The organism is Bacillus sp. G402 (assembly GCF_051172515.1).
Lineage (GTDB): Bacteria > Bacillota > Bacilli > Bacillales > Bacillaceae > Bacillus > Bacillus altitudinis.
Window position 1 is genome coordinate 197134 of sequence record NZ_JBPIZC010000005.1, and the last position, 25110, is coordinate 222243.

The 25110-nt window shown below is 41.3% G+C and carries 31 protein-coding genes and 1 riboswitch; of the genes, 10 read left to right on the top strand and 21 right to left on the bottom strand.

What is annotated here, in order from left to right; all coding sequences use genetic code 11:
- Nucleotides 1–8: 8 nt before the first annotated feature.
- From ACSBQP_RS18055 to ACSBQP_RS18065, 3 genes are all read right to left on the bottom strand, one after another.
- The gene (locus ACSBQP_RS18055) at nucleotides 9–188 is read right to left on the bottom strand and encodes a hypothetical protein (RefSeq protein ID WP_008342991.1); all 180 of its coding nucleotides are present in this window, start codon (nucleotides 186–188) and stop codon (nucleotides 9–11) included.
- A 267-nt stretch (nucleotides 189–455) separates the two neighbouring features.
- The gene (locus ACSBQP_RS18060) at nucleotides 456–788 is read right to left on the bottom strand and encodes a hypothetical protein (protein ID WP_268358098.1); all 333 of its coding nucleotides are present in this window, start codon (nucleotides 786–788) and stop codon (nucleotides 456–458) included.
- A gap of 149 nt (nucleotides 789–937) precedes the next feature.
- A complete protein-coding gene (locus tag ACSBQP_RS18065; RefSeq protein WP_019743687.1) occupies nucleotides 938–1213 on the bottom strand; it encodes a YtzC family protein in 276 nt (91 codons plus the stop codon).
- Nucleotides 1214–1365: 152 nt separating this feature from the next.
- Between ACSBQP_RS18065 and ACSBQP_RS18070 the strand changes: the two genes are divergently transcribed.
- Together ACSBQP_RS18070 and ACSBQP_RS18075 are read left to right on the top strand one after the other, a co-directional pair.
- Nucleotides 1366–2331, top strand: coding sequence for a TIGR01212 family radical SAM protein (locus tag ACSBQP_RS18070; RefSeq protein ID WP_007501900.1), 966 nt, complete (start codon nucleotides 1366–1368; stop codon nucleotides 2329–2331).
- Complete coding sequence (locus ACSBQP_RS18075) at nucleotides 2328–2906, top strand: class I SAM-dependent methyltransferase (protein WP_435028689.1); 579 nt, start codon at nucleotides 2328–2330, stop codon at nucleotides 2904–2906. Before ACSBQP_RS18070 ends, ACSBQP_RS18075 begins: the two co-directional genes overlap by 4 nt.
- Before the next feature lie 20 nt (nucleotides 2907–2926).
- On the opposite strand, the gene ACSBQP_RS18080 is transcribed toward ACSBQP_RS18075, so the two are convergent.
- From ACSBQP_RS18080 to ACSBQP_RS18090, 3 genes are all read right to left on the bottom strand, one after another.
- A complete protein-coding gene (locus tag ACSBQP_RS18080) occupies nucleotides 2927–3703 on the bottom strand; it encodes a sporulation protein (protein ID WP_254505681.1) in 777 nt (258 codons plus the stop codon).
- Between the two features lie 222 nt (nucleotides 3704–3925).
- The gene (locus tag ACSBQP_RS18085) at nucleotides 3926–5005 is read right to left on the bottom strand and encodes a tetraprenyl-beta-curcumene synthase family protein (protein ID WP_017358359.1); all 1080 of its coding nucleotides are present in this window, start codon (nucleotides 5003–5005) and stop codon (nucleotides 3926–3928) included.
- Nucleotides 5006–5034: 29 nt separating this feature from the next.
- Complete coding sequence (locus ACSBQP_RS18090; protein WP_019743683.1) at nucleotides 5035–5814, bottom strand: alpha/beta hydrolase; 780 nt, start codon at nucleotides 5812–5814, stop codon at nucleotides 5035–5037.
- Nucleotides 5815–5859: 45 nt separating this feature from the next.
- Here ACSBQP_RS18090 and ACSBQP_RS18095 point away from each other — a divergent pair, with 45 nt between their 5' ends.
- A complete protein-coding gene (locus tag ACSBQP_RS18095) occupies nucleotides 5860–6375 on the top strand; it encodes a gamma carbonic anhydrase (protein ID WP_008342977.1) in 516 nt (171 codons plus the stop codon).
- 141 nt (nucleotides 6376–6516) lie between these two features.
- On the opposite strand, the gene asnB is transcribed toward ACSBQP_RS18095, so the two are convergent.
- Both asnB and metK read right to left on the bottom strand, forming a co-directional pair.
- Entirely contained in the window at nucleotides 6517–8415 is a 1899-nt protein-coding gene (gene asnB / locus ACSBQP_RS18100) for an asparagine synthase (glutamine-hydrolyzing) (protein WP_008342976.1), read from the bottom strand.
- Nucleotides 8416–8563: 148 nt separating this feature from the next.
- Nucleotides 8564–9766 (bottom strand): methionine adenosyltransferase, encoded by a 1203-nt coding sequence (gene metK, locus ACSBQP_RS18105; protein ID WP_008342973.1) that lies wholly within the window; start codon nucleotides 9764–9766, stop codon nucleotides 8564–8566.
- Between the two features lie 195 nt (nucleotides 9767–9961).
- Nucleotides 9962–10096: riboswitch (SAM riboswitch) on the bottom strand.
- Between the two features lie 226 nt (nucleotides 10097–10322).
- On the opposite strand from metK, the gene pckA reads away from it, so the two are divergent.
- The gene (pckA, locus tag ACSBQP_RS18110; RefSeq protein ID WP_007501908.1) at nucleotides 10323–11909 is read left to right on the top strand and encodes a phosphoenolpyruvate carboxykinase (ATP); all 1587 of its coding nucleotides are present in this window, start codon (nucleotides 10323–10325) and stop codon (nucleotides 11907–11909) included.
- A gap of 40 nt (nucleotides 11910–11949) precedes the next feature.
- On the opposite strand, the gene ACSBQP_RS18115 is transcribed toward pckA, so the two are convergent.
- The 6 genes from ACSBQP_RS18115 to ACSBQP_RS18140 are packed head-to-tail and all read right to left on the bottom strand — an operon-like array spanning nucleotide 11950 to nucleotide 17086.
- On the bottom strand, nucleotides 11950–12192 hold the full coding sequence (locus tag ACSBQP_RS18115; protein WP_003217584.1) for a DUF2584 domain-containing protein: 243 nt from the start codon (nucleotides 12190–12192) through the stop codon (nucleotides 11950–11952).
- A gap of 39 nt (nucleotides 12193–12231) precedes the next feature.
- Nucleotides 12232–13026: an alpha/beta hydrolase family protein gene (locus ACSBQP_RS18120; RefSeq protein WP_017367901.1), complete on the bottom strand. Its 795-nt coding sequence runs from the start codon at nucleotides 13024–13026 to the stop codon at nucleotides 12232–12234.
- A gap of 26 nt (nucleotides 13027–13052) precedes the next feature.
- Nucleotides 13053–14534: a phytoene desaturase family protein gene (locus ACSBQP_RS18125; protein ID WP_366963370.1), complete on the bottom strand. Its 1482-nt coding sequence runs from the start codon at nucleotides 14532–14534 to the stop codon at nucleotides 13053–13055.
- Nucleotides 14531–15658: a glycosyltransferase gene (locus tag ACSBQP_RS18130; protein WP_366963369.1), complete on the bottom strand. Its 1128-nt coding sequence runs from the start codon at nucleotides 15656–15658 to the stop codon at nucleotides 14531–14533. The genes ACSBQP_RS18125 and ACSBQP_RS18130 overlap by 4 nt, the downstream gene beginning before the upstream one ends.
- Nucleotides 15643–16389: a lysophospholipid acyltransferase family protein gene (locus tag ACSBQP_RS18135; RefSeq protein ID WP_366963368.1), complete on the bottom strand. Its 747-nt coding sequence runs from the start codon at nucleotides 16387–16389 to the stop codon at nucleotides 15643–15645. Before ACSBQP_RS18135 ends, ACSBQP_RS18130 begins: the two co-directional genes overlap by 16 nt.
- A complete protein-coding gene (locus tag ACSBQP_RS18140) occupies nucleotides 16358–17086 on the bottom strand; it encodes a carotenoid biosynthesis protein (RefSeq protein ID WP_052320820.1) in 729 nt (242 codons plus the stop codon). Before ACSBQP_RS18140 ends, ACSBQP_RS18135 begins: the two co-directional genes overlap by 32 nt.
- Before the next feature lie 173 nt (nucleotides 17087–17259).
- On the opposite strand from ACSBQP_RS18140, the gene ACSBQP_RS18145 reads away from it, so the two are divergent.
- The 3 genes from ACSBQP_RS18145 to ACSBQP_RS18155 are packed head-to-tail and all read left to right on the top strand — an operon-like array spanning nucleotide 17260 to nucleotide 19828.
- Nucleotides 17260–18261 (top strand): ABC transporter substrate-binding protein, encoded by a 1002-nt coding sequence (locus ACSBQP_RS18145; RefSeq protein ID WP_144610514.1) that lies wholly within the window; start codon nucleotides 17260–17262, stop codon nucleotides 18259–18261.
- A 15-nt stretch (nucleotides 18262–18276) separates the two neighbouring features.
- Nucleotides 18277–19047, top strand: a complete 771-nt coding sequence (locus tag ACSBQP_RS18150) for an ABC transporter ATP-binding protein (RefSeq protein WP_008342956.1) — start codon at nucleotides 18277–18279, stop codon at nucleotides 19045–19047.
- 34 nt (nucleotides 19048–19081) lie between these two features.
- On the top strand, nucleotides 19082–19828 hold the full coding sequence (locus ACSBQP_RS18155) for an ABC transporter permease (RefSeq protein ID WP_370529235.1): 747 nt from the start codon (nucleotides 19082–19084) through the stop codon (nucleotides 19826–19828).
- A gap of 30 nt (nucleotides 19829–19858) precedes the next feature.
- Here ACSBQP_RS18155 and ytkD read toward each other — a convergent pair whose 3' ends face one another.
- On the bottom strand, nucleotides 19859–20335 hold the full coding sequence (gene ytkD, locus ACSBQP_RS18160) for an RNA deprotection pyrophosphohydrolase (RefSeq protein WP_008342951.1): 477 nt from the start codon (nucleotides 20333–20335) through the stop codon (nucleotides 19859–19861).
- A gap of 246 nt (nucleotides 20336–20581) precedes the next feature.
- Between ytkD and ACSBQP_RS18165 the strand changes: the two genes are divergently transcribed.
- Nucleotides 20582–21235 (top strand): TerD family protein, encoded by a 654-nt coding sequence (locus ACSBQP_RS18165; protein WP_435028690.1) that lies wholly within the window; start codon nucleotides 20582–20584, stop codon nucleotides 21233–21235.
- 22 nt (nucleotides 21236–21257) lie between these two features.
- Nucleotides 21258–22040, top strand: coding sequence for an AIM24 family protein (locus tag ACSBQP_RS18170; RefSeq protein WP_008342947.1), 783 nt, complete (start codon nucleotides 21258–21260; stop codon nucleotides 22038–22040).
- A 29-nt stretch (nucleotides 22041–22069) separates the two neighbouring features.
- Here the strand turns inward: ACSBQP_RS18170 and ACSBQP_RS18175 are convergent, their stop codons facing one another.
- From ACSBQP_RS18175 to ACSBQP_RS18190, 4 genes are all read right to left on the bottom strand, one after another.
- A complete protein-coding gene (locus ACSBQP_RS18175; RefSeq protein ID WP_008342945.1) occupies nucleotides 22070–22378 on the bottom strand; it encodes a hypothetical protein in 309 nt (102 codons plus the stop codon).
- A gap of 43 nt (nucleotides 22379–22421) precedes the next feature.
- Nucleotides 22422–22826, bottom strand: coding sequence for a phage holin family protein (locus ACSBQP_RS18180; protein ID WP_008342944.1), 405 nt, complete (start codon nucleotides 22824–22826; stop codon nucleotides 22422–22424).
- Nucleotides 22827–22983: 157 nt separating this feature from the next.
- Nucleotides 22984–23175, bottom strand: a complete 192-nt coding sequence (locus tag ACSBQP_RS18185; protein WP_008342942.1) for a hypothetical protein — start codon at nucleotides 23173–23175, stop codon at nucleotides 22984–22986.
- Between the two features lie 124 nt (nucleotides 23176–23299).
- On the bottom strand, nucleotides 23300–23737 hold the full coding sequence (locus tag ACSBQP_RS18190) for a Dps family protein (RefSeq protein ID WP_007501934.1): 438 nt from the start codon (nucleotides 23735–23737) through the stop codon (nucleotides 23300–23302).
- A 131-nt stretch (nucleotides 23738–23868) separates the two neighbouring features.
- Between ACSBQP_RS18190 and ytzI the strand changes: the two genes are divergently transcribed.
- Nucleotides 23869–24015 carry a YtzI protein gene (ytzI, locus tag ACSBQP_RS18195; protein ID WP_017358370.1) on the top strand — a complete coding sequence of 49 codons (147 nt, stop codon included), beginning with the start codon at nucleotides 23869–23871 and terminating at the stop codon, nucleotides 24013–24015.
- A gap of 8 nt (nucleotides 24016–24023) precedes the next feature.
- Here ytzI and ACSBQP_RS18200 read toward each other — a convergent pair whose 3' ends face one another.
- Both ACSBQP_RS18200 and ACSBQP_RS18205 read right to left on the bottom strand, forming a co-directional pair.
- Entirely contained in the window at nucleotides 24024–24461 is a 438-nt protein-coding gene (locus ACSBQP_RS18200; protein ID WP_017367907.1) for a FixH family protein, read from the bottom strand.
- Nucleotides 24462–24584: 123 nt separating this feature from the next.
- Nucleotides 24585–25058, bottom strand: a complete 474-nt coding sequence (locus tag ACSBQP_RS18205; RefSeq protein ID WP_008342935.1) for an S-ribosylhomocysteine lyase — start codon at nucleotides 25056–25058, stop codon at nucleotides 24585–24587.
- Nucleotides 25059–25110: the final 52 nt, after the last annotated feature.

Consider the following 25110-nt stretch of genomic DNA (forward strand, 5'->3'; position numbering starts at 1 on the left):
CTCTTTTCTCATTCATGCTTTTGCAGTCCTATCGCTTGATCATGTCCTTGCATTAAAGGGACCGAATTTGGAATGAAATCTTTTTGAACTTCAAAACCAATGAAAACGAGAACGAAAAAAAATGTACATGCTAACGCAACAGCCAGCACCATCCACTTTAAATTGATTGGTTTTTTTTCTTTTTTCATGGTTAAACACCTTTCTTCACGTTTAAGTGTCTATAGTGTATTAGTTGATATAGTACACTTAATACAATATAGACACTTGATTGAAAAGTCAAGGGACTCTAGAAAAAAATAGGCAGACGAACCAGATAAAATTTACGAAACTACTCAAAAGCATTCGTGAAGTCAGGTTTGCTTCTGGTTTAGGGTGTTCAACACGTTCATCACTTTCATAATCGCCTGAAAAAGTGCATAATAAAAGACCCCGAATATTGAGGTCTCTACAATGTTTTAATTAGATACTATTCCTTTGTTTTTGGACTTGCTTTTGAACAGGATTAGCACCCACCATACTAATAAAAATATATAGCCTATAACTGTAAAGATAGACCAAACTGCCCCTTGTCGCAATTGACTAAATAAGTGTTCAAATTCATTCATTCCTTCTACTCTACCAATGCTATTTATCAGGCTAATCATCGGAATTGTAACAGTAAATACAATGGTTAGAATGGACAATCCCCTTTGTTTATTTTTCACAACACTGAATATTGCGGTTCCTAATGTTGCTAAGAAAAACAAGTAATATAATGCCCAAAACCAATCAGGAAGAGTCTCCCACATTTTTTCTACCCCCTTGAAGATATTTGCAATTTCTATATATAACATACTTTAACAGAACAAAAACCTATGACAAATATATATCCAAAAACAACAATCTTTGCGAAAACAGCCAAAAAATAAAACAGACCCTTAAAAGAAGGATCTGTTCATCATTCGTTCTCGTATGAAATACCTAAAATCATTTGGTTTTGCAGACTTTGAATTTGTACACGCGTTCTGTCTAAACGTTCTCTTTGCTGATCATTGGCGACATCTTTTAACTTTTCTAATTCATTCACTGCATCCTCTAGCATGAGCTGCGCTTTTGAAAATTCTTCCTCGTTATAATGTTCTTGGCGAGAGCTCAAATCAAACTGTTCGCTTGCAAACTCAAGAGTCTCAGTGCTTTTTTGGACAAATTCATCGATTGATTTTCTAGTTGCCATCTAGCCATCCCTCCATTTCATCATTTCTCTCGCCTATTTTGCCCACGTAAAGCTTTTTCACTAAAGAAAATGTTGGACAGATTCAATTGTCCTCTTTCGTGATTTTTGTTAAACTTTAAGGATGCCTATTATTATGCAAGGAGGTTACTGACTTGGATCAGCATAACCCTTTTTTATATTCAAACAGCGAAAAACGTTATCACACATGGAATTATCATTTGCGTGAGCACTTTGGTCATAAAGTATTTAAAGTCGCATTAGACGGCGGCTTTGATTGTCCAAACCGTGATGGTACTGTCGCACATGGAGGCTGCACATTTTGCAGCGCAGCAGGATCTGGTGATTTTGCAGGGAACCGGGCGGATGATCTCATTACTCAATTTAATGAAATCAAGGACCGGATGCATACAAAATGGAAAGATGGAAAATACATGGCGTATTTCCAAGCTTACACAAACACACATGCGCCGCTGCCTGTTTTAAAAGAAAAATACGAAACCGTTATGAATCTGGATGGAGTGGTTGGTTTATCGATTGCCACAAGACCAGATTGTCTACCAGATGACGTCGTGGAATATTTAGCTGAGTTAAATGAACGGACGTATCTATGGGTTGAACTTGGTCTACAAACTGTACATGAGCGGACAGCGATGCTCATCAACCGTGCTCATGATTATGAATGCTACGTAGAAGGTGTAGAAAAACTGAGAAAACATGGCATTCGAGTCTGTTCACATATCATCAACGGTCTTCCTCTTGAAAACCGAGATATGATGATGGAAACAGCAAAAGCTGTCGCTGATTTAGATGTACAAGGAATTAAAATTCATCTACTTCACCTGTTAAAAGGAACACCGATGGTGAAGCAATATGAGAAAGGCAAACTAGAATTTCTCAGCCAAGAGGAATATGTCCAGCTTGTCTGTGATCAGCTGGAGATCCTGCCCCCAGAAATGATTATTCATCGTATTACAGGCGATGGTCCCATTGAATTAATGGTAGGTCCAATGTGGAGTGTGAATAAATGGGAAGTGCTCAATGCCATTAATGCTGAGCTTGAAAGGCGTAACAGCTACCAGGGCAAACGCTTCATCAGATTGGAAGAAGCGGCAAAATGATTTTAAAACGGATGCTCCCTTTTAGTAAAGAACTGTTAGAACGTGCATGTCAAAAAGGCGATATTGTCATTGATGCAACGATGGGAAATGGCCATGATACACGCTATTTAGCTGACCTTGTCGGGAAGGATGGACAAGTTTTCGCATTCGATGTACAGAAGGAAGCCATTGAGCAAACAAGCAAAAGACTTGGTGATCACTACCCTTACGTTCACCTGATCCATGACGGACATGAACAACTTGCTGAGCATCTGCCAGCCGAAGCTTATGGTCACATATCTGGTGCAGTGTTCAATCTTGGGTACTTACCAGGAGGCGATAAAACCGTCACGACTCAGGCCCATACGACCATTGAAGCGATCAACCAGCTCATGGATTGGCTTAAGCCTGGAGGTCTGATCGTTCTTGTGATTTACCACGGTCATCCCGAAGGAAAAAAAGAGAAGGACATCCTTCTTGATTATTGCAAAACACTCCATCACGAAGAAGTACAGGTGATCTCTTATCAATACATGAATATTCAAAACGATCCGCCCTTTGTGGTAGCCATCGAAAAAAAACTCAAATCCTCTTAATGGATTTGAGTTTTTTTTATTTAATAAGCGTATTGGTCAATGATTTCTTCAAGCACTACTTCCAGCTCTTCTGCATCTGCAAGCTCTGATTGAGTAAAGCGGACACGTACAAGCTGTTCTCCGTCATTATACATTTCTTCCAGCCAGCCACGCAGCCCTCTTGCTCTACGGTCGACTTCAAAAATGATATCTAGCCCCTCTTCATCAATGAAGAAAATCACCTCTAACTCATCAAGCATTTGACGATAATAGTCGGAAGTCGGTATGAACTCAAACTCTTGAACAAAGGGAAGGCGGCGCCTGAAATAAGGTGCTTCTTCACAGTCTGCTTCATGTAGGTGAAAGCCTAAGTTTCCAACAGCCTCAAGCACACGTTTCACCCAAGGGTGCGCGCTTACGAAAATGCGGTCATGATCAAATTTATCAATACCACCTTGAATATCAAGGTCTGTCACAACAGCCACCTCTACTTTACCTACAGTCATTGGTGTATCAAGAGGAAGGTGAAATGAGAATGTAAACTGATGGGCTTCCCCAGGCTGAATCGTGAATGATTCAGTCACTCGGACAGAATGGATGGTTGTGTGTTTTCGCTGCTCTTCATCATCTTTTACAATGGTGTACCATGTTTTCAACTTTAAATCAATATAGCGAATATCTTGAGGCACTTTTCCGCCCTTCACATGGACTGTTCCCTTTACTTCTTCTCCCGGTTCATACGCATCTTTCTCCAAAATTGTATCCACTTTTGCTGCACCGATTCCTACACTTGCTGCAAACTTTTTAAAAAATGACATATTCGACCTTCCCCTTTTTTAAGTTTTTCAACAAATATACGTCATAAGGAGTAGATACGATTCATTCGATCCTTACTTTTCTCCTATTTTTCGTACACTAAGAATAATATCGGCAGCAAATAAGAGGATTGTAATGAAAAAAGAGGATACAAGCGAAACAGTTCAATACAAAAAAGCTTGTAGAAAAACATTTTCTACAAGCCGATGGGCTTATTTTATACGTTAAGAAGATTTCATCCAAGGCATTTTCTGATAGGTTCGATAGGCTCTGCCATTGATATAGAAAAAGAACGATGTTTTCCCGCTTGATTTGATCAACCGTTTTGCCAGCTTGTTCATCTCTTTTTGGGCTGTCACTTTTTCATCAGACAAATAGACCGCAAGTAACCCTCTATTGATTAGTTTGTGAAAATTCTCGTGTGGAATGCCTTTCAACTGTTCATCCGCTTTTTCAATAAAATGCTGTAGTCTATCCATCATCTCATGATGAGAGTTGTAGTACGAGCAAAAATTCAAATCGCCTTCCAGCCTGTCCTCTTCTTGGTCGATTAAATAGTCCAGTAAGATGTGCAGACCTTGAATATAAGGGAAATAGCTTTCGTAAATTTGCTTCGCCTGCTTCTCTGTAAAATCAGGCTGCAGTGCATAAGCCACAAGACAGAAAATGCCCAGCGTTGATCCTGCACATGCGGAAAACTCATACCACTCCATTTTCGGTAAATCCTTTTCATACTGGCGGAACCATGACTCTAATCGAGGTTCACGCTCATGAGGAACCACATGCTTATGTACTTGTAAATCACTATAATAATCACACAGCGTATGTAAATAGGGCTGAATGATCGGATAATGCGCTAGACGTGACAGCACATCTTGGCACGTCCTGACTAGCGCATGCAGGTACCCATGATCCTCTTGATCATCACGGAATTGATAATACGGCTTAAGCTCCGCATGAATATCGAGTGCATCTCTCATTGCCTGATGCAGCATATGAAAATCCTTTGGATCAAGTGATGTACTGCGGTCACACAAGTTATCTAAATAATCGCTAATCGTTTGGTACGCCACAATGAATTCAATACACGTTTCCTTCGCTTCACCTGCAAGCAGAGATAAAATTCCCCCGCCTTCACAGTGAAAGGTTTTACTGGATATGCTCGCTAGTGCCTGCGTTCTCAGTTCTTCATTTTCAATCATTTCTGCATGAGCCCGCCACTTTTTTAGCTCCTGATGAACTAGCGGAAAAATATCTTTATACACCTTCGTCATCAGTGCAAAAGGACGTTCTGGTACTGACAAATCAATCCACCCCCAACTTAAGCTCACAATTAAATATATTGATCAGTAAAGGCTCTTGCCGCCTTAAACACATCTTCTCGCTCGGGCTCATTAAAAATTTCATGATAAAGCCCTTCCCATTCACGGTATGATTTATTGGTTGATTCAATGCCATTGAACCATTTCATCACTCTTGTTTTATCTACTATCTTGTCATCGCCTGCCTGCATGAGCAGGAGCGGAATCGACCGAAAGACATTCGTTGGCTGCATCGCCGCATCGATATTTTTCACCAGTTCTCGATACCAGCGAACCGACACCTTCGTCACATAAAGCGAATCATTCGAATCTGCCTCTATCACATCTTGATTCCGTGTGGCAAGTTCGATCGACAGCCCAGATTCGACTTTAAAAGACGGCGCCAGCACATTTAGCCCTTTTGACGCAAAATCCATCAGCTTCTTTGGTTTAAATTGCAGACCTAAACAAGGTGATGATAAAATAAGGCCATCAATCTTCGTATGGGTATACTGCTTGAACCATTCAATCGAAATCAGTCCCCCCATACTATGTCCAAGTAAAAATGTCGGAAGTCTGAACGACTTCGCATGTTCAATCCATTCATCCACTGTATCAATGTATTCTTGAAAAGAACGAATGTGGCCTCTCGCACGTGTCGATGTCCCTTGCCCAGGCAGGTCACCCATGACGACGTGATAGCCTGCATTTCGCCACATTTCGATCAGCCATTTATATCGGCCATGATATTCACTAGCACCATGTACAATGACAATTGTACCAACCGGTCTTTCAGCATGCCAAGTCCACAAAGTAAACACCTCACAAATGTTGTATTAAGAAAGGAAGTCGAAAAAGTGATTTATCCATATCATCAGTTTACACCTGAGATTCATGAATCGGTCTTTGTTGCAGAAAACGCCACCATTACAGGTGATGTCACAATTGGAGAATATTCAAGCGTTTGGTTCCAAACGGTCATTAGAGGCGATGTAGCTCCTGTGAGAATTGGAAAAAACGTCAACATTCAAGACTTATCCTGTCTGCATCAAAGTCCTGGAAAAACACTTCTGATTGAAGATGGTGCTACCATTGGACACCAAGTCACATTACATAGCTCTATCATTCGAAAAAATGCCCTCATTGGCATGGGATCCATCATTCTCGATGGTGCGGAAATTGGCGAAGGAGCCTTTATTGGTGCAGGTAGCCTTGTCCCGCAAGGAAAAGTCATCCCAAAAGGTTCACTCGCTTTTGGCCGTCCAGCCAAAGTCGTTCGCCAGTTAACAGATGAAGATATCCAAGACATGGATCGTATCCGCAGAGAATATGTAGAAAAAGGACAATACTATCGTTCCCTTTTATCGCGTTAACATCATACATGTATCTTCACTTTATCATGTTTTTTTCAGGATATTAAGCAATAACTGTGTACCGCTTGTTATTTTACCCTTTTCCACTACTTTCTATCATGACAAAAAAGGTTTTCAGCACAAAGCTGAAAACCTTTTTCATTAGCTAAAAATAACTTCTTTCGGCTGGTGATTCAACTGCTCTGGATCAATGCTGCGCTCTACATAGATGCTATGCCAGATCATAAAGATCAGGACAGTCCAAATCTTACGGCTATGATCTGCTTTTCCAGCACAATGATCATTTAATAAATCAAGCACATATGCCTTGTTAATGTATTCATCTGTTTGACTGTTTTTAATGATATCTTTCGCCCAAGCGTTCATCTCATTTTTCAGCCAATGACGAATTGGAACAGGGAAACCTAGTTTTTTACGGTTTAACACATGGTCCGGCACAATGCCTTCTGCTGCTTTACGCAATAAATATTTCGTTGTGCCGTCTTTCGTTTTCAGCTCTTCTGGAATTTTAGAAGCTGCTTCAAATACGACCTTATCAAGGAATGGAACACGAAGCTCAAGAGAATTCGCCATTGTCATCTTATCTGCTTTCAGCAGGATATCCCCGCGCATCCACGTATGAATATCAACATATTGCATTTTGTTAATATCACTATAGCCTGCACTTTCCTCGAAGTATGTTTTTGTCACGTCACGATACGTGATGTTCGGATCATACTGCTTTAAGAGGTTTTTCTTCACTGGCTCTTCAAAGATTTTCGCATTGCCGATATAACGTTCCTCTAATGGCGTACAGCCGCGAACGATAAAGCTTTTCCCTTTCATTCCTTCTGGCATTAAACGAGCCAGACGAAGAAGAAGCTTTTTCAGCATGGATGGTACAGATTCAAAAGGCTTTAGAGATAGCGGTTCACGGTAAATATTATATCCACCGAATAGCTCGTCTGCTCCCTCACCTGAAAGAACAACTGTGACTTGTTTTTTCGCTTCTTTTGCTACGAAATACAATGGAATCGCCGCTGGATCAGCCAAAGGATCATCTAAATGCCAGACGATCTTCGGAAGCTCATTCATATATTCCTCAGGAGAAATCACAGCACTAAAGTTTTGCAATCCCAGCTTATCAGCTGTTTCTTTTGCTACATCCACTTCACTGAATCCATCCTGCTGGAAACCAACAGAGAATGTCTTCAGTTCAGGGTGAAATTCCTTTGCGACCGACACGATGAAAGAAGAATCGATCCCGCCTGATAGGAATGAACCAACAGGCACATCACTTCTCATATGGACTTTTACAGAATCATAGATAGCATCACGTACTTCTTCTACTAATTTCTGCTCTTGTGTTTGTTCAGGCTTGAATTGAACTTTCCAGTAAGTCTTAAATGCAATGTCTTGGCCTGGACGCAGTGTAAACTGATGACCTGGCTCAACTTTGTGCACTTTTTGATCAAGTGTATTTGGCTCAGGAACGAACTGAAAAGACATGTACTGCTGCAAAGCAGTCTCATCAAATAAGATGTTCTCATTCACAGCCATTAAGCTTTTGCGTTCAGAAGCAAAGTACACTTGGTCATCCATTTGTGTAAAATAGAGCGGTTTAATGCCGAAAGGATCTCTTGCGCCATATAATAACTGCGCTTCTTTATCCCAAATTAAAAAGGCAAACATGCCGCGAAGCTTCGATGCCGCTTCTTCTTTATAGTGGCGATATGTGGCAAGAAGGACTTCCGTATCAGAATCTGTGCTGAACGTATAGCCTTTTTTCACAAGCTCTTCTTTCAGCTCCACATAGTTATAAATTTCTCCGTTGAAAATAATCCAATATTTTTCATCTTCATAAGAAAGCGGCTGCTTTCCGTGTTCAACATCTATAATACTTAAACGTCTAAATCCAAATCCTACATGCTCATCATGAAAGTACCCCTCATCATCCGGACCTCGATGAACGATGAGACGATTCATTTGCTTAATTAACTCTTCCTGCTCAGTAGTTTCGGACAATGGACGGTGATTAAATACACCAACAAACCCACACATATTATTGCCTCCACGTTATGTTATTTCTTAAAAGTAGACCTATAATTAGACAGTATTTTGTCCAATTTTGTTTCACATTTTTACGCTTTTTGTAGAATTTTTTTTAATCAAAAGGAAAACCGCTTAAAATAAGCGGTTTTGTATGTTGTTATTCTCCTAATGCTTCCTTGCGAAGCGTGTCGGCTTTATCCGTTTTTTCCCATGGAAGATCCAAGTCATGACGGCCAAAGTGTCCGTATGCAGCGGTTTGTTTATAGATCGGACGACGTAAGTCAAGCATTTTAATAATGCCAGCTGGACGAAGATCAAAGTTTGCACGTACCACTTCAATTAATTTCTCTTCAGAGGCTTTTCCTGTTCCAAATGTATCAATTGAAATGGAAACAGGCTGTGCAACACCAATTGCATAAGCAAGCTGCACTTCACATGAATCTGCAAGACCAGCTGCTACGATGTTTTTCGCTACATAGCGAGCCGCATATGCTGCAGAACGGTCAACCTTCGTTGCATCCTTACCAGAGAAAGCACCGCCACCGTGACGAGCATACCCGCCATAAGTGTCAACGATGATTTTACGTCCAGTTAAACCAGCATCCCCTTGAGGTCCACCGATAACAAAGCGGCCTGTTGGGTTGATGAAGTATTTTGTTTCTTCATCGATCAGTTCACTTGGAACGACAGGGCGGATGACATGCTCTTTTAAGTCGCTTTGAATTTGTTCAAGCGTCACTTCTGGTGCATGCTGTGTAGAAATAACCACCGTATCAATACGAACTGGTTTGTTTTGTTCATCATATTCAACTGTTACCTGAGTTTTTCCGTCTGGACGAAGGTATGCAAGTGTTTCATTCTTGCGTACTTCTGTTAAACGGCGAGATAATTTATGTGCTAGAGAAATCGGCAGTGGCATAAGCTCTTCAGTTTCGTTATTTGCAAAACCAAACATCAGACCTTGGTCACCTGCACCGATCGCATCAATTTCTTCTTCAGTCATTGTTCCTTCACGTGCTTCAAGCGCTTTGTCTACACCTTGCGCAATATCAGCAGACTGTTCATCAATTGATGTAAGAACCGCACATGTTTCCGCATCAAAACCATATTTCGCACGTGTGTAGCCAATTTCCTTAATCGTGTCACGCACCGTCTTTGGAATGTCAACATAAGTAGACGTTGTAATCTCACCGCTTACTAATACGAGACCGGTTGTTACAGAAGTTTCACAGGCAACACGTGCATTTGGATCTTTCTTTAAAATTTCATCCAAAATGCTGTCTGAAATTTGATCACAGATTTTATCTGGATGTCCTTCGGTCACTGATTCTGAAGTAAATAAACGACGATTTTGACTCATAATGGCTATTTCCTCCTGTACAAGACCACATCATCCCAAGATGAGGCCTCCAATATGATACGGAACTCGTTCCCTCTTATATTTCAACATGTTTATATTAGAGATGTTATTGGCAATTTGTTCATATGATATCCCAAAAATAAAAAAACCATTTCCTTCATTGCGAGGAAAGGGTCTGAGATCGCATGCCTTTCACTCTTATCGCTCAAGGTGTTCTTGTACCTTGCATCAGGTTAGCACCTTGGTTTCTCAGCATGTTCATGCCTTTTTCATAAGAAACCGGTTGCTGGGCTTCATCGGGCCTGTCCCTCCACCAACTCGGGATAAGAGTATCCGTTCAATAAGATATCTTATCTTAAACCCTTGCGTCATGTCAATGGTTCATAGGAATTATCTCCCCTTTTTTTCACCTCATCATTAGCATCACCAAAAAGCATATTTTCATAGCAGAAATGAAAAAACACACACAAAAATATTTAAATAGTATAGACTATTATTATTAATGTGTTATACTAATCAAAACAAACAAATTCAACGGTAAAGGAAGGGTTTTTTTATGAACTCAGTGGATTTAAAAGAAGATTTGCAGTCATTGCTCTCATTAGAAAATACGCACCAAAATTTATCTGTTCCGAAACTTGTTGAAAAGATTTTGGCACGTAATGAAGGCGTTTTAACTTCAACTGGTGCTGTCCGCGCCACAACGGGTGCCTACACTGGACGTTCGCCTAAAGATAAATTCATCGTAAAAGAAGAAAACTCTGAACATAAAATTGATTGGGGTCAAGTCAATCAGCCGATCTCGAAAGAGGCATTTGATCGTTTATATACAAAGGTTGTGTCATACTTAAAAGAACGTGATGAACTATTTGTCTTTGATGGTTTTGCCGGTGCTGACGAAAAATACCGTATGCCCATTACAGTTGTAAATGAATTCGCTTGGCACAATCTCTTTGCAAAGCAGCTATTCATCAGACCTGATGGATCAACACCATCATCAAACGAAAAACCTTTCACCATCTTATCTGCACCTCACTTTAAAGCAGATCCTGAAACAGATGGCACAAACTCTGAAACGTTTATTATCGTTTCTTTTGAAAAACGGACGATTCTGATCGGTGGAACAGAATATGCAGGAGAGATGAAAAAATCCATTTTCTCTGTTATGAACTACCTGCTTCCTGAACAAGATATTTTATCAATGCACTGCTCTGCTAACGTCGGTCAAGAAGGCGATGTTGCTTTATTTTTCGGCCTTTCAGGTACTGGAAAAACGACGCTTTCTGCAAGTGCAAGCCGCAAGCTGATTGGAGACGATGAGCACGGCTGGTCTAACACAGGTGTGTTCAATATTGAAGGCGGATGCTATGCAAAATGCGTGAACTTAAGTGAAGAAAAAGAACCCCAAATTTACAAAGCCATCAGCTTCGGATCAGTGCTTGAAAATGTAGTACTTGATGAAGAAACACGTGAAGCAGATTATGATGACACATTCTTTACTGAAAATACACGTGCGGCTTACCCAATCGAAATGATTGATAACATCGTGAAACCAAGTATTGCAGGTCACCCATCTGCTATCGTCTTTTTAACAGCTGATGCATTCGGCGTTTTACCTCCAATCAGCCGTTTAACGAAAGAACAAGCGATGTACCACTTCTTGAGCGGTTACACAAGTAAATTAGCGGGAACTGAGCGTGGCGTGACGTCACCAGAAACAACGTTCTCTACTTGCTTTGGTTCACCATTCTTGCCACTTCCTGCTCATGTCTATGCTGAAATGCTTGGTAAAAAAATCGATGAGCACGGCGCAAAAGTATTCCTTGTGAATACAGGCTGGACTGGCGGCGGCTACGGTACGGGCAAACGAATGAATCTTGCTCATACAAGAGCAATGGTGCAGGCAGCGATCGAAGGCGATCTTGACAACGCTGAAATGATCACTGACGACATCTTCGGATTACACATCCCGCTTCATATTCCGGGAGTGCCAGATGAAGTGCTTCAGCCTGCTAAAACATGGGACGATCAAGAGGCTTACAAAGAAAAAGCAAACTTCCTTGCAAATGAATTTAAAAAGAACTTCAAAAAATTCAGCCATGCAGCAAGTGATATTGAAGCAAAAGGCGGACCACTCGTCTAATCAAAAGGAAAAAGCTGAGGGAATGAATCCCTCAGCTTTTTTAGTTCGTTGAATGCAATGACACAAGACGGTACGTCACCTTCGTGACATTGTCTGTGAGCTCCAGCTTTTCAACATGTGCTGTCCCTGTTTTTTCTCCGTCTTTCGTTTTACGCACCTCAAGCGGAATATTTAATGGATAAATGCGGTACCCTTCCTTCATGAGCTCAAACACATTTTCTTCAATTCTTGTCTCTTTTCCTTTTGTGACAATCATTGTATTAAATTCAACAGGCATTCCCATAATGAAAATCCCCCTACTTTCTATATTTCTTTCTACCGTTTATTTTACCACATTTCCGCCTTTTCGGCTGTGCATCCATGTCGTCAGCCGTCTGACAATCTCCCGGTTATGCTGTGGCGGGAAATAATGATGATATCCGTGAAAATACCATGTTTCCACAGACTTGCCATGCTGACGCAGGGCATCTTCTAATAAATACGCATGCTCAATGGATACATTCTCATCCAGCTCCCCATGAATGATTAGGACAGGTGCTTCAATTTGGTGCACATGATTCAAAGGCGTTCTAGCCTCATATGCTTCTGGTACCTTATGCGGAGGACCTCCTATCACACGCTTCATCATTCTTCTCATATCCACACGTTCTTCATAGGTGAGCTTCATATCACTTACGCCTCCCCATGTCACAAAGGAAGCGGCCTCATGCTTCATTTCAACAGCGGTCCATATGCCCATAATTCCGCCGCGGGAAAAACCAAAGATATGAATGCGCTCCTGCTTCACCTTTTGATGATGTTTCAACAGCTGAAATGCAGCAAATGCATCTTTCCGATCTTCTCCGGCAAAATCCTCGTTCCCTTCGCCTCCTTGATTCCCTCGGTAGAAGGGCGCAAAGACGACAAACCCTTGCGCAGCAAATTGCACAATTCGGCCAGGTCTAACCATTCCCACATTTTTAATGCCGCCGCGTAAATATAAAAAACCGTCATAGAGACCTTCTCCGGCCGGTTCAGCGAGCAGCCCCTTCATCCGAAGTCCATCGGCCTCATATGTCACTGTATATAAGTGAATATGCGGATGTGGCGACGGGAACCTTCTCTTTTCCACAATCACTTGAATTCTCTCCTTTTCATTCGGTGTTACGTCAAATGCTTGATAATGGCCTCTGCGACGAGCTGTCCTGATTTTGTCACCATCGGAGTGCCGCCGCCTGGATGACTTGTGCCGCCAACAAACCAAAGCCCTTCAATATCCTTTGATTGATTATTGATGCGAAAAAATGCCTGCTTGAATGAGTTTGACGACATGCCATAAATGGCCCCATGATACGCTCCCGTTTTTTGCTGTAAATCAAGCGGGGTTTGTACCGCTTCAAATTCTACAAGCTGGTCAAGATCAAAGAGACCCTTTTCCTTTAGTTTTGTTTTCATATGCTGGCCATATGTCTCCTTTAGCATGTCCCAATTTTGCTCTTTTGTCACATATGGCGCATTGGCCAATACAAACAAGTTACTTCTTCCTGGCCCTCCGTTTAAAGCTGGCTCTGAATGACCTGAATAACAGATGTAAAGCGTCGGATCATGAGGAAGCTGTTTTTTCTGAAAAATATCCTTGAATTCTTGTTCATAATTCTCTGGAAAAAACACGTTGTGATGAGACAATTGTTCATAGACTTTAGGGACGCCCAACAAAAGAACAAAACCTGATAACGATGGCTCAATGTTTGCCAGTTTTTGATTTCCAAAGCTCGGGCGGTCTTCTTCATCAATTAATTGGCGATAAACAGTCAGTGCATCTGCCCCCGCAATGACTTGATCTGCTTCATATAACTGCTGATCCGTTTCAACTCCTTGGATTCGCTTATTCTTCACATGAATCTTTTTGACTCGTTCATTGAGATGAATTTGGACACCCAATTCCTTTGCCAGTGTCTCAAATGCCTCAACTAAACGATACGTACCGCCCTTAATACCATAAATGCCTTTTTCTCCTTCTAAATAAGCCATCATATTAAAAATAGCAGGTGCCTCGTATGGAGAAGAGCCAATGTAAGTCGCATACCGGCCAAACATCGCCAATGTATGAGGATGACGAAAATATTGACGTAGCAAGCGCTGAACGGATGTAAAAGGTTTGACAGCAAGAAGGGCTTTCATTAACTTGATATCCGCTTTATCCTTCCAGCTCAATAATAAACGATTTAAAAACTGATCCTCTGCCATTTGAAAAAGCTTCTTCGATTCCTGTAAAAATGCCCGGTATCGCTTTGCATCCTCTGGACTAAAAACTGCAATTTGTGATTCCATTTGCTCAATATCTGGCGTAAACTCGACCGTATGTCCATCTGAAAAAACGTTTTTAGTAAGCGGGAAAATCGGATAAAACGTCACATAATCCTCCATTCGTCTATGACAGGAGGTAAATACTTCCTCAAAATACGCCTTCATTGTAATGGTACTCGGTCCTAAATCAAAAGAGTAGCCAGACGCTTGATGGCGTTGTAATTTCCCGCCTAAAGAAGCTTCTTTTTCTAAAATGGTGACCTGGAAACCGTGTGACTGTAAGCGAATCGCAGCCGATAACCCGCCAAGTCCGCCGCCAATAATGATCACTTTTTTCATTCGTACCTTCTTCCTTTCCATTCATAGCCTTCTTTTTTCAGCCCAATTTTCATGGAAGCAAAACCAATGGCCATCAGGCTTATGATACTGACAGGCAATAAAAAGGCCATCGTAGATGTTCTTCCATTTTCGATATCAATGACCGCTTTAATGGATACACCAAGCCCGTAGCAAAGAAGGGCTAAACAGAGATTGACCACATCAAAATGAATCAGTGCGATCATAAAGCAAATAACAGGAACTACATAAAGGACGGAGTATAAACAAAAGACACTGCTTAACAAAGCAATGTTTCGATTCACTCCCGGGAACAAATTTTTCCGATATCCTTCCCATACTTCCTGTCCACTCTCATACATTCTCATGTAGACAAAAGAATGAATACTTGCGAGTGTGAACGGAAAGCCCTTCGTTTTCACACGTTTAGCCAAAGCCATATCATCCACAAGAGAATCCTTGATCGCTTCATGACCACCTATTTCGTGATAACAGTTCTTTTCAATGGCAATAAAGCCGCCATGTGCTGCGGCAAAAGCAGGATGTTGAGATGTTCTGACCCACTTCACTGGCAGATGACAGCCAATCGTAAACATCATCATAGGAACGACAAGATGCTCAAAAGGCGTTCCCGTTTTTTGCTCTGGGAAACCTGAAAGCATGCCCGTTTTTTGTATGCATAACTGCTTGTACACCGCTTCAATAGCTCCTTGTTTTAAGCGGACATCTGCATCTAAAAATAACAGCCAATCAGAAGATGCTGCCTCAGCAAGCTGGGAACAAGCATATGATTTTCCAAGCCATCCTCGTTTCAGTACTTGACCTGACTGCACGCGAATCCATGGATATGTCTCTGCGAAGCCCTCTGCAATCATTCTCGTCTGATCTGTCGAGTGATCATCCAGCACGATCAACTCTTTCGGATGGAGACGCTGATCAACAATCGACTGAAGGCAGGCTTCCAGCCGTTTTTCTTCATTTCTCGCTGGAATGAGGATCGATAATGAAATGGGTTCATCAGGTGAAAGAGATGCCGGCTTGAGTACAGGAAATTGCTTCATATTCCAAATCGTAAACATCAATTGGCAGAGCAGCAAAACACTGATGACAATTAAGAAGACCGCCATGTTTTCACCCACTTTTTAAAGGAATCAAACGCATCACTAGTTGACCGGCTTGTCCTTGTCACCTGCCTAAATTGTTCGTTTGTTGAAAAATCTGGATCAGCAATAACCTGTGCTTGATGTGCGTTTAACTGTGTTTCAAGCAGGTCTCCGAGTAAACTTGTTACTTCCTTACTGCGAAGTGATCCGCAAGCTACTAGGACATCTTCTCCAAACTCAACCGATACCGTCGGTTTTTGAAATTGATTAAATGTATAATGTAGGGTCACAGGTTTGATGACGACCTGCTCAAATTGCCTGATTAAAAAAGAAGCTCCGCCTTCCAGTTCAAGCGGCCTTATGTCTTGGTGCATGATTTTCCCCTGCGGGAAGAGCCACACAGCCCCGCCAGCCTCCATCTTCTCCTTTGCGGTCATTAATGCCTGCTTGACACTTTTCAGCTTCTCTTTATGAACTGGAAATGCACCAAGTTTTTGAAAAAAAGCATATTGCTTCAACTGCTTCTCTTCCATCATCATGGCATGATCCAGCTCAGACATTTGTTCTATTAAAAGAAAAATGATCAGTCCATCCCACCATGAACTGTGATTGGCAAGATAAAGAACAGGATGCTTCTCCTTTGGGTCAACCGTACCTTTCATCATGACACAGCGAAAATGTTTGTTCAGTAAATATCGTTCAAGATAAAAATAAAAGAGTCGTCTAAACGATCGGTTTTTGTCGCTTTCTTTCAAATCGAACCCTTCCTTCACACAAGATGACAATGATCAGTGCTAAATAAAAAATGACATCCAGCCCGCCCTTTAATGCTAAAAGACCAAAGAAGAACACCATGGCCTGATAAATACGTCCATTCCAGCGCAATGCCTGCTGATCAATGGATACGAGCGGGAACAGAAATGAAAGTCCTGCTCCAATGATACCCCAGCTGACAAAATTCTCAAAAGGGATACCAAAGAAACCTCCGCCGTCATACCACACCCAAAACTTTCGTTCAGCCGCTACCGGATCTAATATGAGATCAAGCAGTACAATCCATATACCCGTTTCGACGGCTCGCTTCCACTTCGATTGTTGTCTTGATAAAAAAAGACTATTTAAAAACACACCAACCCATGCAAAAGCGATCGTCAAAGGCACTCCCGCCACAAGAAATCCAAGCGTCGGATAATAATCATAGGCCCCAAATGGAAAATCAGTTGTGATTCCCACCCATTCAACTGTAAATGTCAACACACCCACAATGGCTGCTCTTACGATTACAAAGCTCCATGCCCCGTAGATATTTCGGCCAATCTCAATGACGCAGCAGGCGTAAAGCACAAGAAAGATACCATTCGCAAACTGAAGCCATGCCGGCACTTCAAAAAAGACCATTAAAATAAGACCTACTACATACCAACCAACAAATATCCAACTCAATCTATACACGAAACCGCTCCTTTATTTCTACCAAATTCAAGAAAGCATTCATGCTTCTAGTATAGAAAAAAAGACACGTTCTATAAATAAACAATGCGCTTCTTATTTCATCTAGGCACTCACCAAAAATCCCTTTTGACATACTTTAATTAGTGACCTAGAACAAAGGAGGCGAATTACTCTTGAATCGTTCCATTAAAGTCAGACTGGCATTCATATTCGTTGTCCTGCTCTTTATTCCATTTGTCGCCTGTAAAAAAGACCAAGAGCAGACCGTACAAGTAGCCGAGGTGACCCATTCGGTCTTTTATGCACCGCTTTATGTCGCCCTATCCGAAGGATTTTTCAAAGATGAAGGCTTAGAGGTTGAATTAAAAACCACTTGGGGCGGCGATAAAACAATGACAGCTCTCTTATCCGGCGGCGCTGATATCGCTCTGACCGGATCTGAATCTTCTATTTATGTGGAAGCACAAGACACGAAAGACTCTGTCATGAACTTTGCACAGCTGACACAAACAGACGGTACATTTCTTGTTTCAAGGGAAAAAATCAATCAATTCTCTTGGGATCAATTGAAAGGAAAGGACTTTCTCGGACAACGGAAAGGCGGCATGCCGCAAATGGTCGGTGAATATGTCCTGAAAAAAGAAGGCATTGATTTGAAACAGGATCTTCGCATGATTCAAAATATTGATTTTGCCAACATTTCAGGTGCTTTTTCCTCTGGAACTGGCGATTTTGTGCAGTTATTCGAACCGACAGCTTCCTTAATTGAAAAAGAAGGCAAAGGGTACATTACCGCCTCCTTTGGTGAGGCTTCCGGCAAGGTGCCTTATACCACCTTTATGGCAAAGAAGAGTTACTTAGAGGAAAACAAAGAGACAGCTGAAGCCTTTACTCGTGCCATTTATAAAGCGCAAAAATGGGTCAAAGCAAAGAGCCCAGAGGAGATTGCCGAGACAATCCAATCTCAATTTCCTGATACAGACCTTGATGTCTTATCAACAGCTATCAAACGCTACAAACAGCAGAACTCCTATGCAACAGATCCCCTTCTAAATGAAGAGGAATGGAACAAATTACAGGAAATCATGAAGGCAAGTGGTGAACTGCCGGAATTTATCCCGTACAAACAACTTGTCGATTCATCCATTGCCAAGAAGGTCACAGATCACAAATAGAACAGGAGGTAGCACATGTCTTTCCTTCAAATTGACCATGTGACCCACACGTACTTCTCTTTAAAAGAAAAAACAACGGCCATACAGCACATCAATATGGAGATCACTCAAGGTGAATTCATCTCATTTATTGGTCCTAGCGGCTGCGGAAAAACAACCTTGCTTTCCATCATCGCAGGCATTACGCCACCCTCTGAAGGTCGAATTTTAATCGAAGGAAAAGAACCGAATCAACAGGAGCATCAAATCGGTTATATGCTCCAGCAAGATTATTTGTTCCCATGGAAAACGATCAAGGAAAATGTCATTCTCGGGTTGAAAATTGCAAAACAAGATTCACATGAAGCCACCTCAGCTGCCCTTAGCTTACTGCCAAAGCTTGGACTCAATGATGTCGAAGAAAAATACCCGAAGGAGCTATCAGGCGGGATGAGGCAGCGTGCGGCTCTCGCCCGAACGCTTGCAGTTGATCCCGGCCTGCTTCTGCTAGATGAGCCATTTTCAGCACTAGATTACCAGACGAAACTGACATTAGAAGACCTCGTCTTTCACACATTAAAAAACTACCAAAAAACGGCTGTTCTTGTCACGCATGACATCGGCGAAGCCATTGCGATGAGTGATCGCATTTTCTTATTCTCAAAGCATCCAGGCTCTATCCAGCGAATGTTTACCGTTCCAGATGATCTGAGGACGCTCTCTCCTTTTGAAGCGAGACAGACAGCAAGTTTCCAAGAGCTCTTTCAAACGATTTGGAAGGAGCTGAAGACAGTTGAAACACAGTGATCTTTTACATGAAGCCTATCGAAAAAAAATTCGAATGGAAAAACGCATGACGCGAGTCTACCAGTTGATCATTTTCGCCAGTTTCTTTTCGCTTTGGGAGCTTGCGAGCCATTTCAGACTGATTGACCCGCTCATTTTCAGTTCACCATCTGCTGTCTGCCAATTGTTTGTACAAAAATTATCAGATGGTTCATTAATTAATCATATGAGCATTACGCTATTTGAAACAGTGCTCGGCTTTCTACTTGGTACTTTTTGCGGCATTTTATTAGCCGCCGCCTTATGGTGGTCCACCCGTCTTGCAAATGTTCTAGATCCTTATTTGGTTATTTTAAATGCGATGCCGAAAGTCGCTCTCGCCCCCATTTTAATTGTTGCCCTTGGACCAGGCATGATCAGCATTGTCGCGATGGGTGCCATTATCAGTGTGATCATTACCACCATCGTCATTTATACAGCCTTTCAAGAAGTCGATGAGAATTATTTAAAAGTCATGAAAACCTTTGGCGCAAAAAAAAGAACGGTCTTCCGTGAGGTCATTTTGCCAGCAAGTATTCCAACGATGATCTCTGCCATTAAGGTCAATGTTGGTCTTTCTTGGGTTGGGGTCATTGTGGGAGAATTCCTTGTATCCTCAAAAGGACTCGGCTATATGATCATCTATGGCTTTCAAGTCTTCAACTTTACACTCGTGTTCTTAAGTCTTTTCATTATCGCCGTCTTCGCCACCATCATGTATCAGCTTGTTGAATGGCTGGAACGCCGTTTTCTGCAAAAATAAAAAGCGCAGGGTCATTTCCCTGCGCTTTTTTTAACGAATCAAACCGTTCTTTTCTAAATAAGCCAGACTTTGTCTTAAAACATCATCTTTCATAATAAAACTGAAATTTTTATTTTTTGCGATGGATCTTGGTAAGTCTGCGAAAAGAACGGGTCCTTTCGTTTCAAAATACGTGTCCTGCTTGACGAGCCTTTCAATATCAGCGAAATAAATATTTTTGACAATGACTTTCTCTCTGCCAAGCACCTGATATTGACCAATATACGTTAATTCACGAACAACAGCACCCGTCTCTTCGTGAATCTCTCGTATAGCGGCTTGATCTGCTTCTTCATTTGGCTCTACTTTCCCTCCTGGAAACTCGTAGCCTCGATCCTCATGTTCAGTAAGTAGCCATTTTCCTTGATAGCGGCAAATAGCCCAAACATGCTTAGGATGACTTGAAAAAGGCTGCTCTTCAAAAGAGAGCTTGACCGTATTATGATAATAGTCTTTAAATACATGCATGTGAAATCCCTCATATCCTGTCCTTGCTTCTTGTAAAACATCATACCACAGATCACATTTCTCTGAAGAATTTTTATGAAAAGTGAAACAAACAAGTGCTTCTATCTCGTCTGTATGTAAAATAAGTATTCTTGCTAAAACCTTTTTATCATCTCCATCCTCATCCCATTTTAATCATGAAACCTTTTGCCCATGACAACGTAAATCAATAAGTGTTTGTCCTACACAGACGAGGAGGAAACCACCATGAGCATCACAAATGGATCAAAACAAGAAAATAACAAAGCATGGCCAATGAGGCAACATGAGAAAGAAGACGCTTCTCTTGAGGCAGTGAAGAAACACCTCATGAAAGGACAAAAGTTAGATTTAACAAAAGACAATCCAAATGTAGATCAAATTCATATCGGACTTGGCTGGGACTTATCTGGTCAGCCAATTGATTTAGATACGCAAGTGTTTCTCTTAAATGAAGAGGACAAGCTTCTGTCTCCAAAACACCTGATCTATTATCATCAGCAGCAAAGCTTAGATGGAGCTGTTCGCCATCTAGGTGATCATCAGGTCGGTGGAGGCCATCGGGATAATGAGATCATCATTATGCAACTGAGCAGAGTCTCACCCGATATTCAGAAAATCGTCGTAACAGCCACGATACATGATGTACACGAGCGGGCACATCATTTTGGACAGGTGACCAATGCCTACTTGCGCCTTTCAGATCAAATCACACAACAGGAGATTTGTACCTTTCAGTTAACAGAAGATTATTCATTTTTTACATCCATCATTTGTGCTGAACTAACGAGAGTTGAGAACGAATGGAAAATCACCGCTACCGGACAAGGTACGACCCTTGATTTAAACGACCTATGCCGCATCTACGAATTCACATCTTGACAAAGGAAAGGAGCTGGCACAAATGGGATTTCATTTCAACACGATCGAAGAACTGACCTTACAAGCAGAAGGCAACGGGATCTTTTTTGCTAAAAAAGGCGCTATGATTGCCGATCAAGGTACATTTCAATACCGTAAACGATTACTTGGGACGAATAAAGGAAATATGGTCAGCCAAGTATTTAATCATATTAGCAGAAAATTAACAGGTGAAAACCTTGAGATGATGGAAGTGAGTGGACAAGGCACTTGCTACTTGGCTGATTCTAGCGAGCATGTGACCGTCATCAATCTTGAGCCGAACGGTCCTTGGCAACATGTTAGCGTGGAAAGTGAAGATTTACTTGCCTTTACTGAAGAATGTCACTATGGCGTGACACCAGTAGGCGTTGGGATTTTATCACAAAAAGGGCTATTTACTTCAAAGCTCTCGTATCAAGGTCACGGGGCGCAGGTTGCCATCAAAACAAATGGAAACCCGCTGATTTTAAAAGCACCTTGCCGTGTAGATCCTGACGCCATTGTCGCTTGGACGGGCAAAGCACCGAAAGTCAAATTAGATGTGAACTGGAAAACGTTCATTGGACAAACATCAGGCGAATCCTACTTGTTTGAATTTCATGAACAGGACCAAATTGTGATTATCCAGCCATCTGAACGAACATCTGGAATGCGGGTCGGGATAGATGATAACCGGTACAAACCCCAGAGTCAGAGTACCTCACACGAAATCACCAACTCACAGCAGGAAAATAGAGGCGGAATCAGTGATCTAATCGGCGGTATCTTACAGCCTCGAAAATAAAAGCATGTAGAATGTCTCTACATGCTTTTTCAATTCATCAGTCCATTGGTCTCAATAAAGTTCTTTGTCTCTTCATTACCGAGATCATGAATCATCGAGTAAATTTCTTTTCTTTTCCTATCCATTTCGTCGTTTGGACTATCATAATGATATTCAAGAAATGGAACATGCGCCCGAAAGAAACCTTTCCAATCTGTCATATACTGTTCATCAAAATACTCTCTTAACTGCAAGATTTGGTCATCATCTGCTTCTATCTGAAATTGCCAAGCAGCCGCGTCTCTGTGCTGTGAGATTGATCCGTCTTGAACGGATACATAGTATGTGTGTCTCGCCATCTGATTCATCCTTTTTCCTTTAGTATGACCAGATATGAAGAAATTACGGCTTTTTGCGCAATTTATTTTTAATCATGTCTAACACATCAATAAACAACTGTGGAATAGGAATTCCGAGAGCTCTGGCTGTTGAGACAATCTGGTACGATTCATAAATAATATAAAAGATGAGCGCTAAATCCTTAATTGTCCCCCCAGTCTTCAGCATGACATCGAAGAAATGTGCCATGGATATTAAAGAGATCGTCACAACCTTTCGAACAAGCCTGGTCAAAAAACGCTTCATCGTAAGTTGTCCAGTCACAGATTCTCTTAGGCTTGAACAAATTAATTCTATAGCCATGAGTGTCACTAATATCATGAGTAAATATCCTGCTCCACCAAACAGAAAGCCCATTGCCGACAAACTGACTGTAAACAACGAAAAGATGCCTAAATCCTTGCTCACTTGGCATCAACATCCTTTCATAGTGGAACTTCTTACCTCAATAGTATATGCCGCATTTGATGAATAGCTTGGACGACAAAAAATAAAGGCATGGTTAGCTGTTCAAAAAAATCGTGAAGCGCATAAAAAGAGCCGCCTGTGACGGCGGCTTTCTTGGTTAAACTCTGACATCAATAAACGTAGCGTCTGAATCTTTGGGCTGAACAGCTTGAGGCTGCTGCTGCACTTGATCGAGCATCACCATGGCTTGGGCTGTGTTCGTGGCAAGCTGTGAATTCAATAAACTGATATTAAGTGTTTTTTGAATACTCGCCACTTGCTGGCTCATCATTCCTGCAATTGAGGACATTTTCTCCCCTCCCTTCCCTTTTCTCTTCGGCTGAAAGCCCCATCAATTCAATGGGCTGTCTGTCACAAATCCACAAAAAAAGAATGCCGATCTGTTTAATGATCGACATTCCTTTCACATTCGCTTATCCTAAGTATGCTTTAAGCATCCAGTTGTGTTTTTCAATGGATTGATGAATCGCAAGCAGCATATCACCTGTTGTTTCATCGCCAACTTCTGCAGCCAGCTCCATGCCTCGCTTAAGTTCTTCTGCAATATTAGAGAAATCATCATACAGATTTTTCACCATTTGCTCGGCTGATTCATTGCCTTCCGCTTCTTGAATGCTAGAAATTTCTAAGCACTCTTTCATTGTCGCAACAGGTTGTCCATTTAATGCGAGCATACGCTCAGCCAAATCATCGATATAAGTGGCTGTTTCTGTATATAATTCTTCGAATTTTTCATGGAGTGTAAAGAAATCTTTTCCCTTTACATACCAGTGATAGTTATGTAATTTTACGTAAAGCACAGTCCAATCTGCTACTTGTTTATTGACGACGTTTAATAATTTTTCAGACATGTTGATTCCTCCTTATGTAGTTGCGTTTAGTATGGGATTACCCTTTTTTTATTATACTGAAACCTGCCATCATTTTCTTCTATTTTGACCGCATGAAATATATGTTAATATGGAAATAAGGAGGGAGTTAGATGCTGTTACTTGGGATTATCAGCTTTATCATTATCTCAATCGTTGTCTTTTTATCACTGTGGACGACATCAAAGGCTTATGATTACAAGCATAAAGTCGATTCACCACAGGATGCTGAACCAAACCAACGTCCTAACCCAAAATAAAACCACTTTCAATGATGTGAGGTATCTTCTTCTTCAGTAGATGAACTCTCTTTTTTCACATCACCTACATGGATGTTTGTCTTCGGCATATTATGCTGCTGTTTAGCTGTCACATGGACTTGTATGATATAAAGGCCATCTTGTTTGAAAGCTGTATGCAATTCATATACACCTTTCTCCTTTTTCTTTGGCTGAATCATCTTGCTGTTATCCTTGTCGCCATCTTTCCACACTTCAAATTCAACATCATCTGCATCATCAACAGGCGTATCACCATATGTGACAGCTGCTTTTACGATAACGTTTTCATTTTTCTCCACTTGCTCCGGCCCTGTTAGTTTGACTTCTAATAGCTCAGGCACTTCTCCCTTGTCATTGCTCGCTGCCGAGTTTCCACATGCACTAAGTAATACGAGCATCAAAATGATTCCTACCATTTTCCGCATTCGTGTATCCCCCTTTTTTTACTGACATGTCCATTTTAACAAATATCCCCTATTTTAACAGCTCTCATTTCATTTCATATAAAAAACCGGACATTCAATATGTCCGGTTCATCATATTACTGATTATCCAAATACTTTTAATAGCTCTTCTTGATCCTGAGACAGCCAGAAACGCATTAAACGTTTTGCTCCTTCAAGATCATGAAGCTTCGCTTGACCGCACTGCTCTTCATTTGCAGCAGGAATTTCTGTTACTTCCACTGCATCTTTGAATGTTGCATCAAGCAGTTCAACGATCTCTCTTGGTGTCGGTGCACCGCTGACAACTAAATAGTAGCCAGTCTGGCAACCCATTGGAGAAATATCAATGATATCAAAATGATCGTATTTCTCTGAGTGTGTTCTAATATTAAACGCAAGTAAATGCTCTAATGTATGAATCGTATCAGGTTTCATTGCCTGCTTGTTTGGCTGACAAAAACGGATATCAAATTTGTTCACTTCCCCATCTGATCCCACTTTATGAACGCCGCAATGACGAACGTAAGGTGCTTTTACAGCATTATGGTCAAGTTCAAAGCTTTCAACTGAAGGCATTAATCACCACTCCTATAATTGCAATTTCCTATATTATAACATATTGTTCCGA

Bases quoted from the DNA above. Each gene is read 5' to 3' on its own strand.
- ACSBQP_RS18155 (WP_370529235.1), top strand. From the start codon at position 19,082: ATGGAAAAACGCATGACGCGAGTCTACCAGTTGATCATTTTCGCCAGT.
- ACSBQP_RS18165 (WP_435028690.1), top strand. From the start codon at position 20,582: ATGAGCATCACAAATGGATCAAAACAAGAAAATAACAAAGCATGGCCA.
- ACSBQP_RS18150 (WP_008342956.1), top strand. From the start codon at position 18,277: ATGTCTTTCCTTCAAATTGACCATGTGACCCACACGTACTTCTCTTTA.
- ACSBQP_RS18125 (WP_366963370.1), bottom strand. From the start codon at position 14,534: ATGAAAAAAGTGATCATTATTGGCGGCGGACTTGGCGGGTTATCGGCT.
- asnB (WP_008342976.1), bottom strand. From the start codon at position 8,415: ATGTGTGGGTTTGTTGGTGTATTTAATCACCGTCCATTGTCCGAAACT.
- ACSBQP_RS18170 (WP_008342947.1), top strand. From the start codon at position 21,258: ATGGGATTTCATTTCAACACGATCGAAGAACTGACCTTACAAGCAGAA.
- metK (WP_008342973.1), bottom strand. From the start codon at position 9,766: ATGAGTCAAAATCGTCGTTTATTTACTTCAGAATCAGTGACCGAAGGA.
- ACSBQP_RS18185 (WP_008342942.1), bottom strand. From the start codon at position 23,175: ATGTCCTCAATTGCAGGAATGATGAGCCAGCAAGTGGCGAGTATTCAA.
- ACSBQP_RS18075 (WP_435028689.1), top strand. From the start codon at position 2,328: ATGATTTTAAAACGGATGCTCCCTTTTAGTAAAGAACTGTTAGAACGT.
- ACSBQP_RS18080 (WP_254505681.1), bottom strand. From the start codon at position 3,703: ATGTCATTTTTTAAAAAGTTTGCAGCAAGTGTAGGAATCGGTGCAGCA.
- ACSBQP_RS18200 (WP_017367907.1), bottom strand. From the start codon at position 24,461: ATGCGGAAAATGGTAGGAATCATTTTGATGCTCGTATTACTTAGTGCA.
- ACSBQP_RS18175 (WP_008342945.1), bottom strand. From the start codon at position 22,378: ATGGCGAGACACACATACTATGTATCCGTTCAAGACGGATCAATCTCA.
- ACSBQP_RS18065 (WP_019743687.1), bottom strand. From the start codon at position 1,213: ATGGCAACTAGAAAATCAATCGATGAATTTGTCCAAAAAAGCACTGAG.
- pckA (WP_007501908.1), top strand. From the start codon at position 10,323: ATGAACTCAGTGGATTTAAAAGAAGATTTGCAGTCATTGCTCTCATTA.
- ACSBQP_RS18060 (WP_268358098.1), bottom strand. From the start codon at position 788: ATGTGGGAGACTCTTCCTGATTGGTTTTGGGCATTATATTACTTGTTT.
- ACSBQP_RS18130 (WP_366963369.1), bottom strand. From the start codon at position 15,658: ATGGCGGTCTTCTTAATTGTCATCAGTGTTTTGCTGCTCTGCCAATTG.
- ACSBQP_RS18115 (WP_003217584.1), bottom strand. From the start codon at position 12,192: ATGGGAATGCCTGTTGAATTTAATACAATGATTGTCACAAAAGGAAAA.
- ytzI (WP_017358370.1), top strand. From the start codon at position 23,869: ATGCTGTTACTTGGGATTATCAGCTTTATCATTATCTCAATCGTTGTC.
- ytkD (WP_008342951.1), bottom strand. From the start codon at position 20,335: ATGCATGTATTTAAAGACTATTATCATAATACGGTCAAGCTCTCTTTT.
- ACSBQP_RS18190 (WP_007501934.1), bottom strand. From the start codon at position 23,737: ATGTCTGAAAAATTATTAAACGTCGTCAATAAACAAGTAGCAGATTGG.
- ACSBQP_RS18205 (WP_008342935.1), bottom strand. From the start codon at position 25,058: ATGCCTTCAGTTGAAAGCTTTGAACTTGACCATAATGCTGTAAAAGCA.
- ACSBQP_RS18055 (WP_008342991.1), bottom strand. From the start codon at position 188: ATGAAAAAAGAAAAAAAACCAATCAATTTAAAGTGGATGGTGCTGGCT.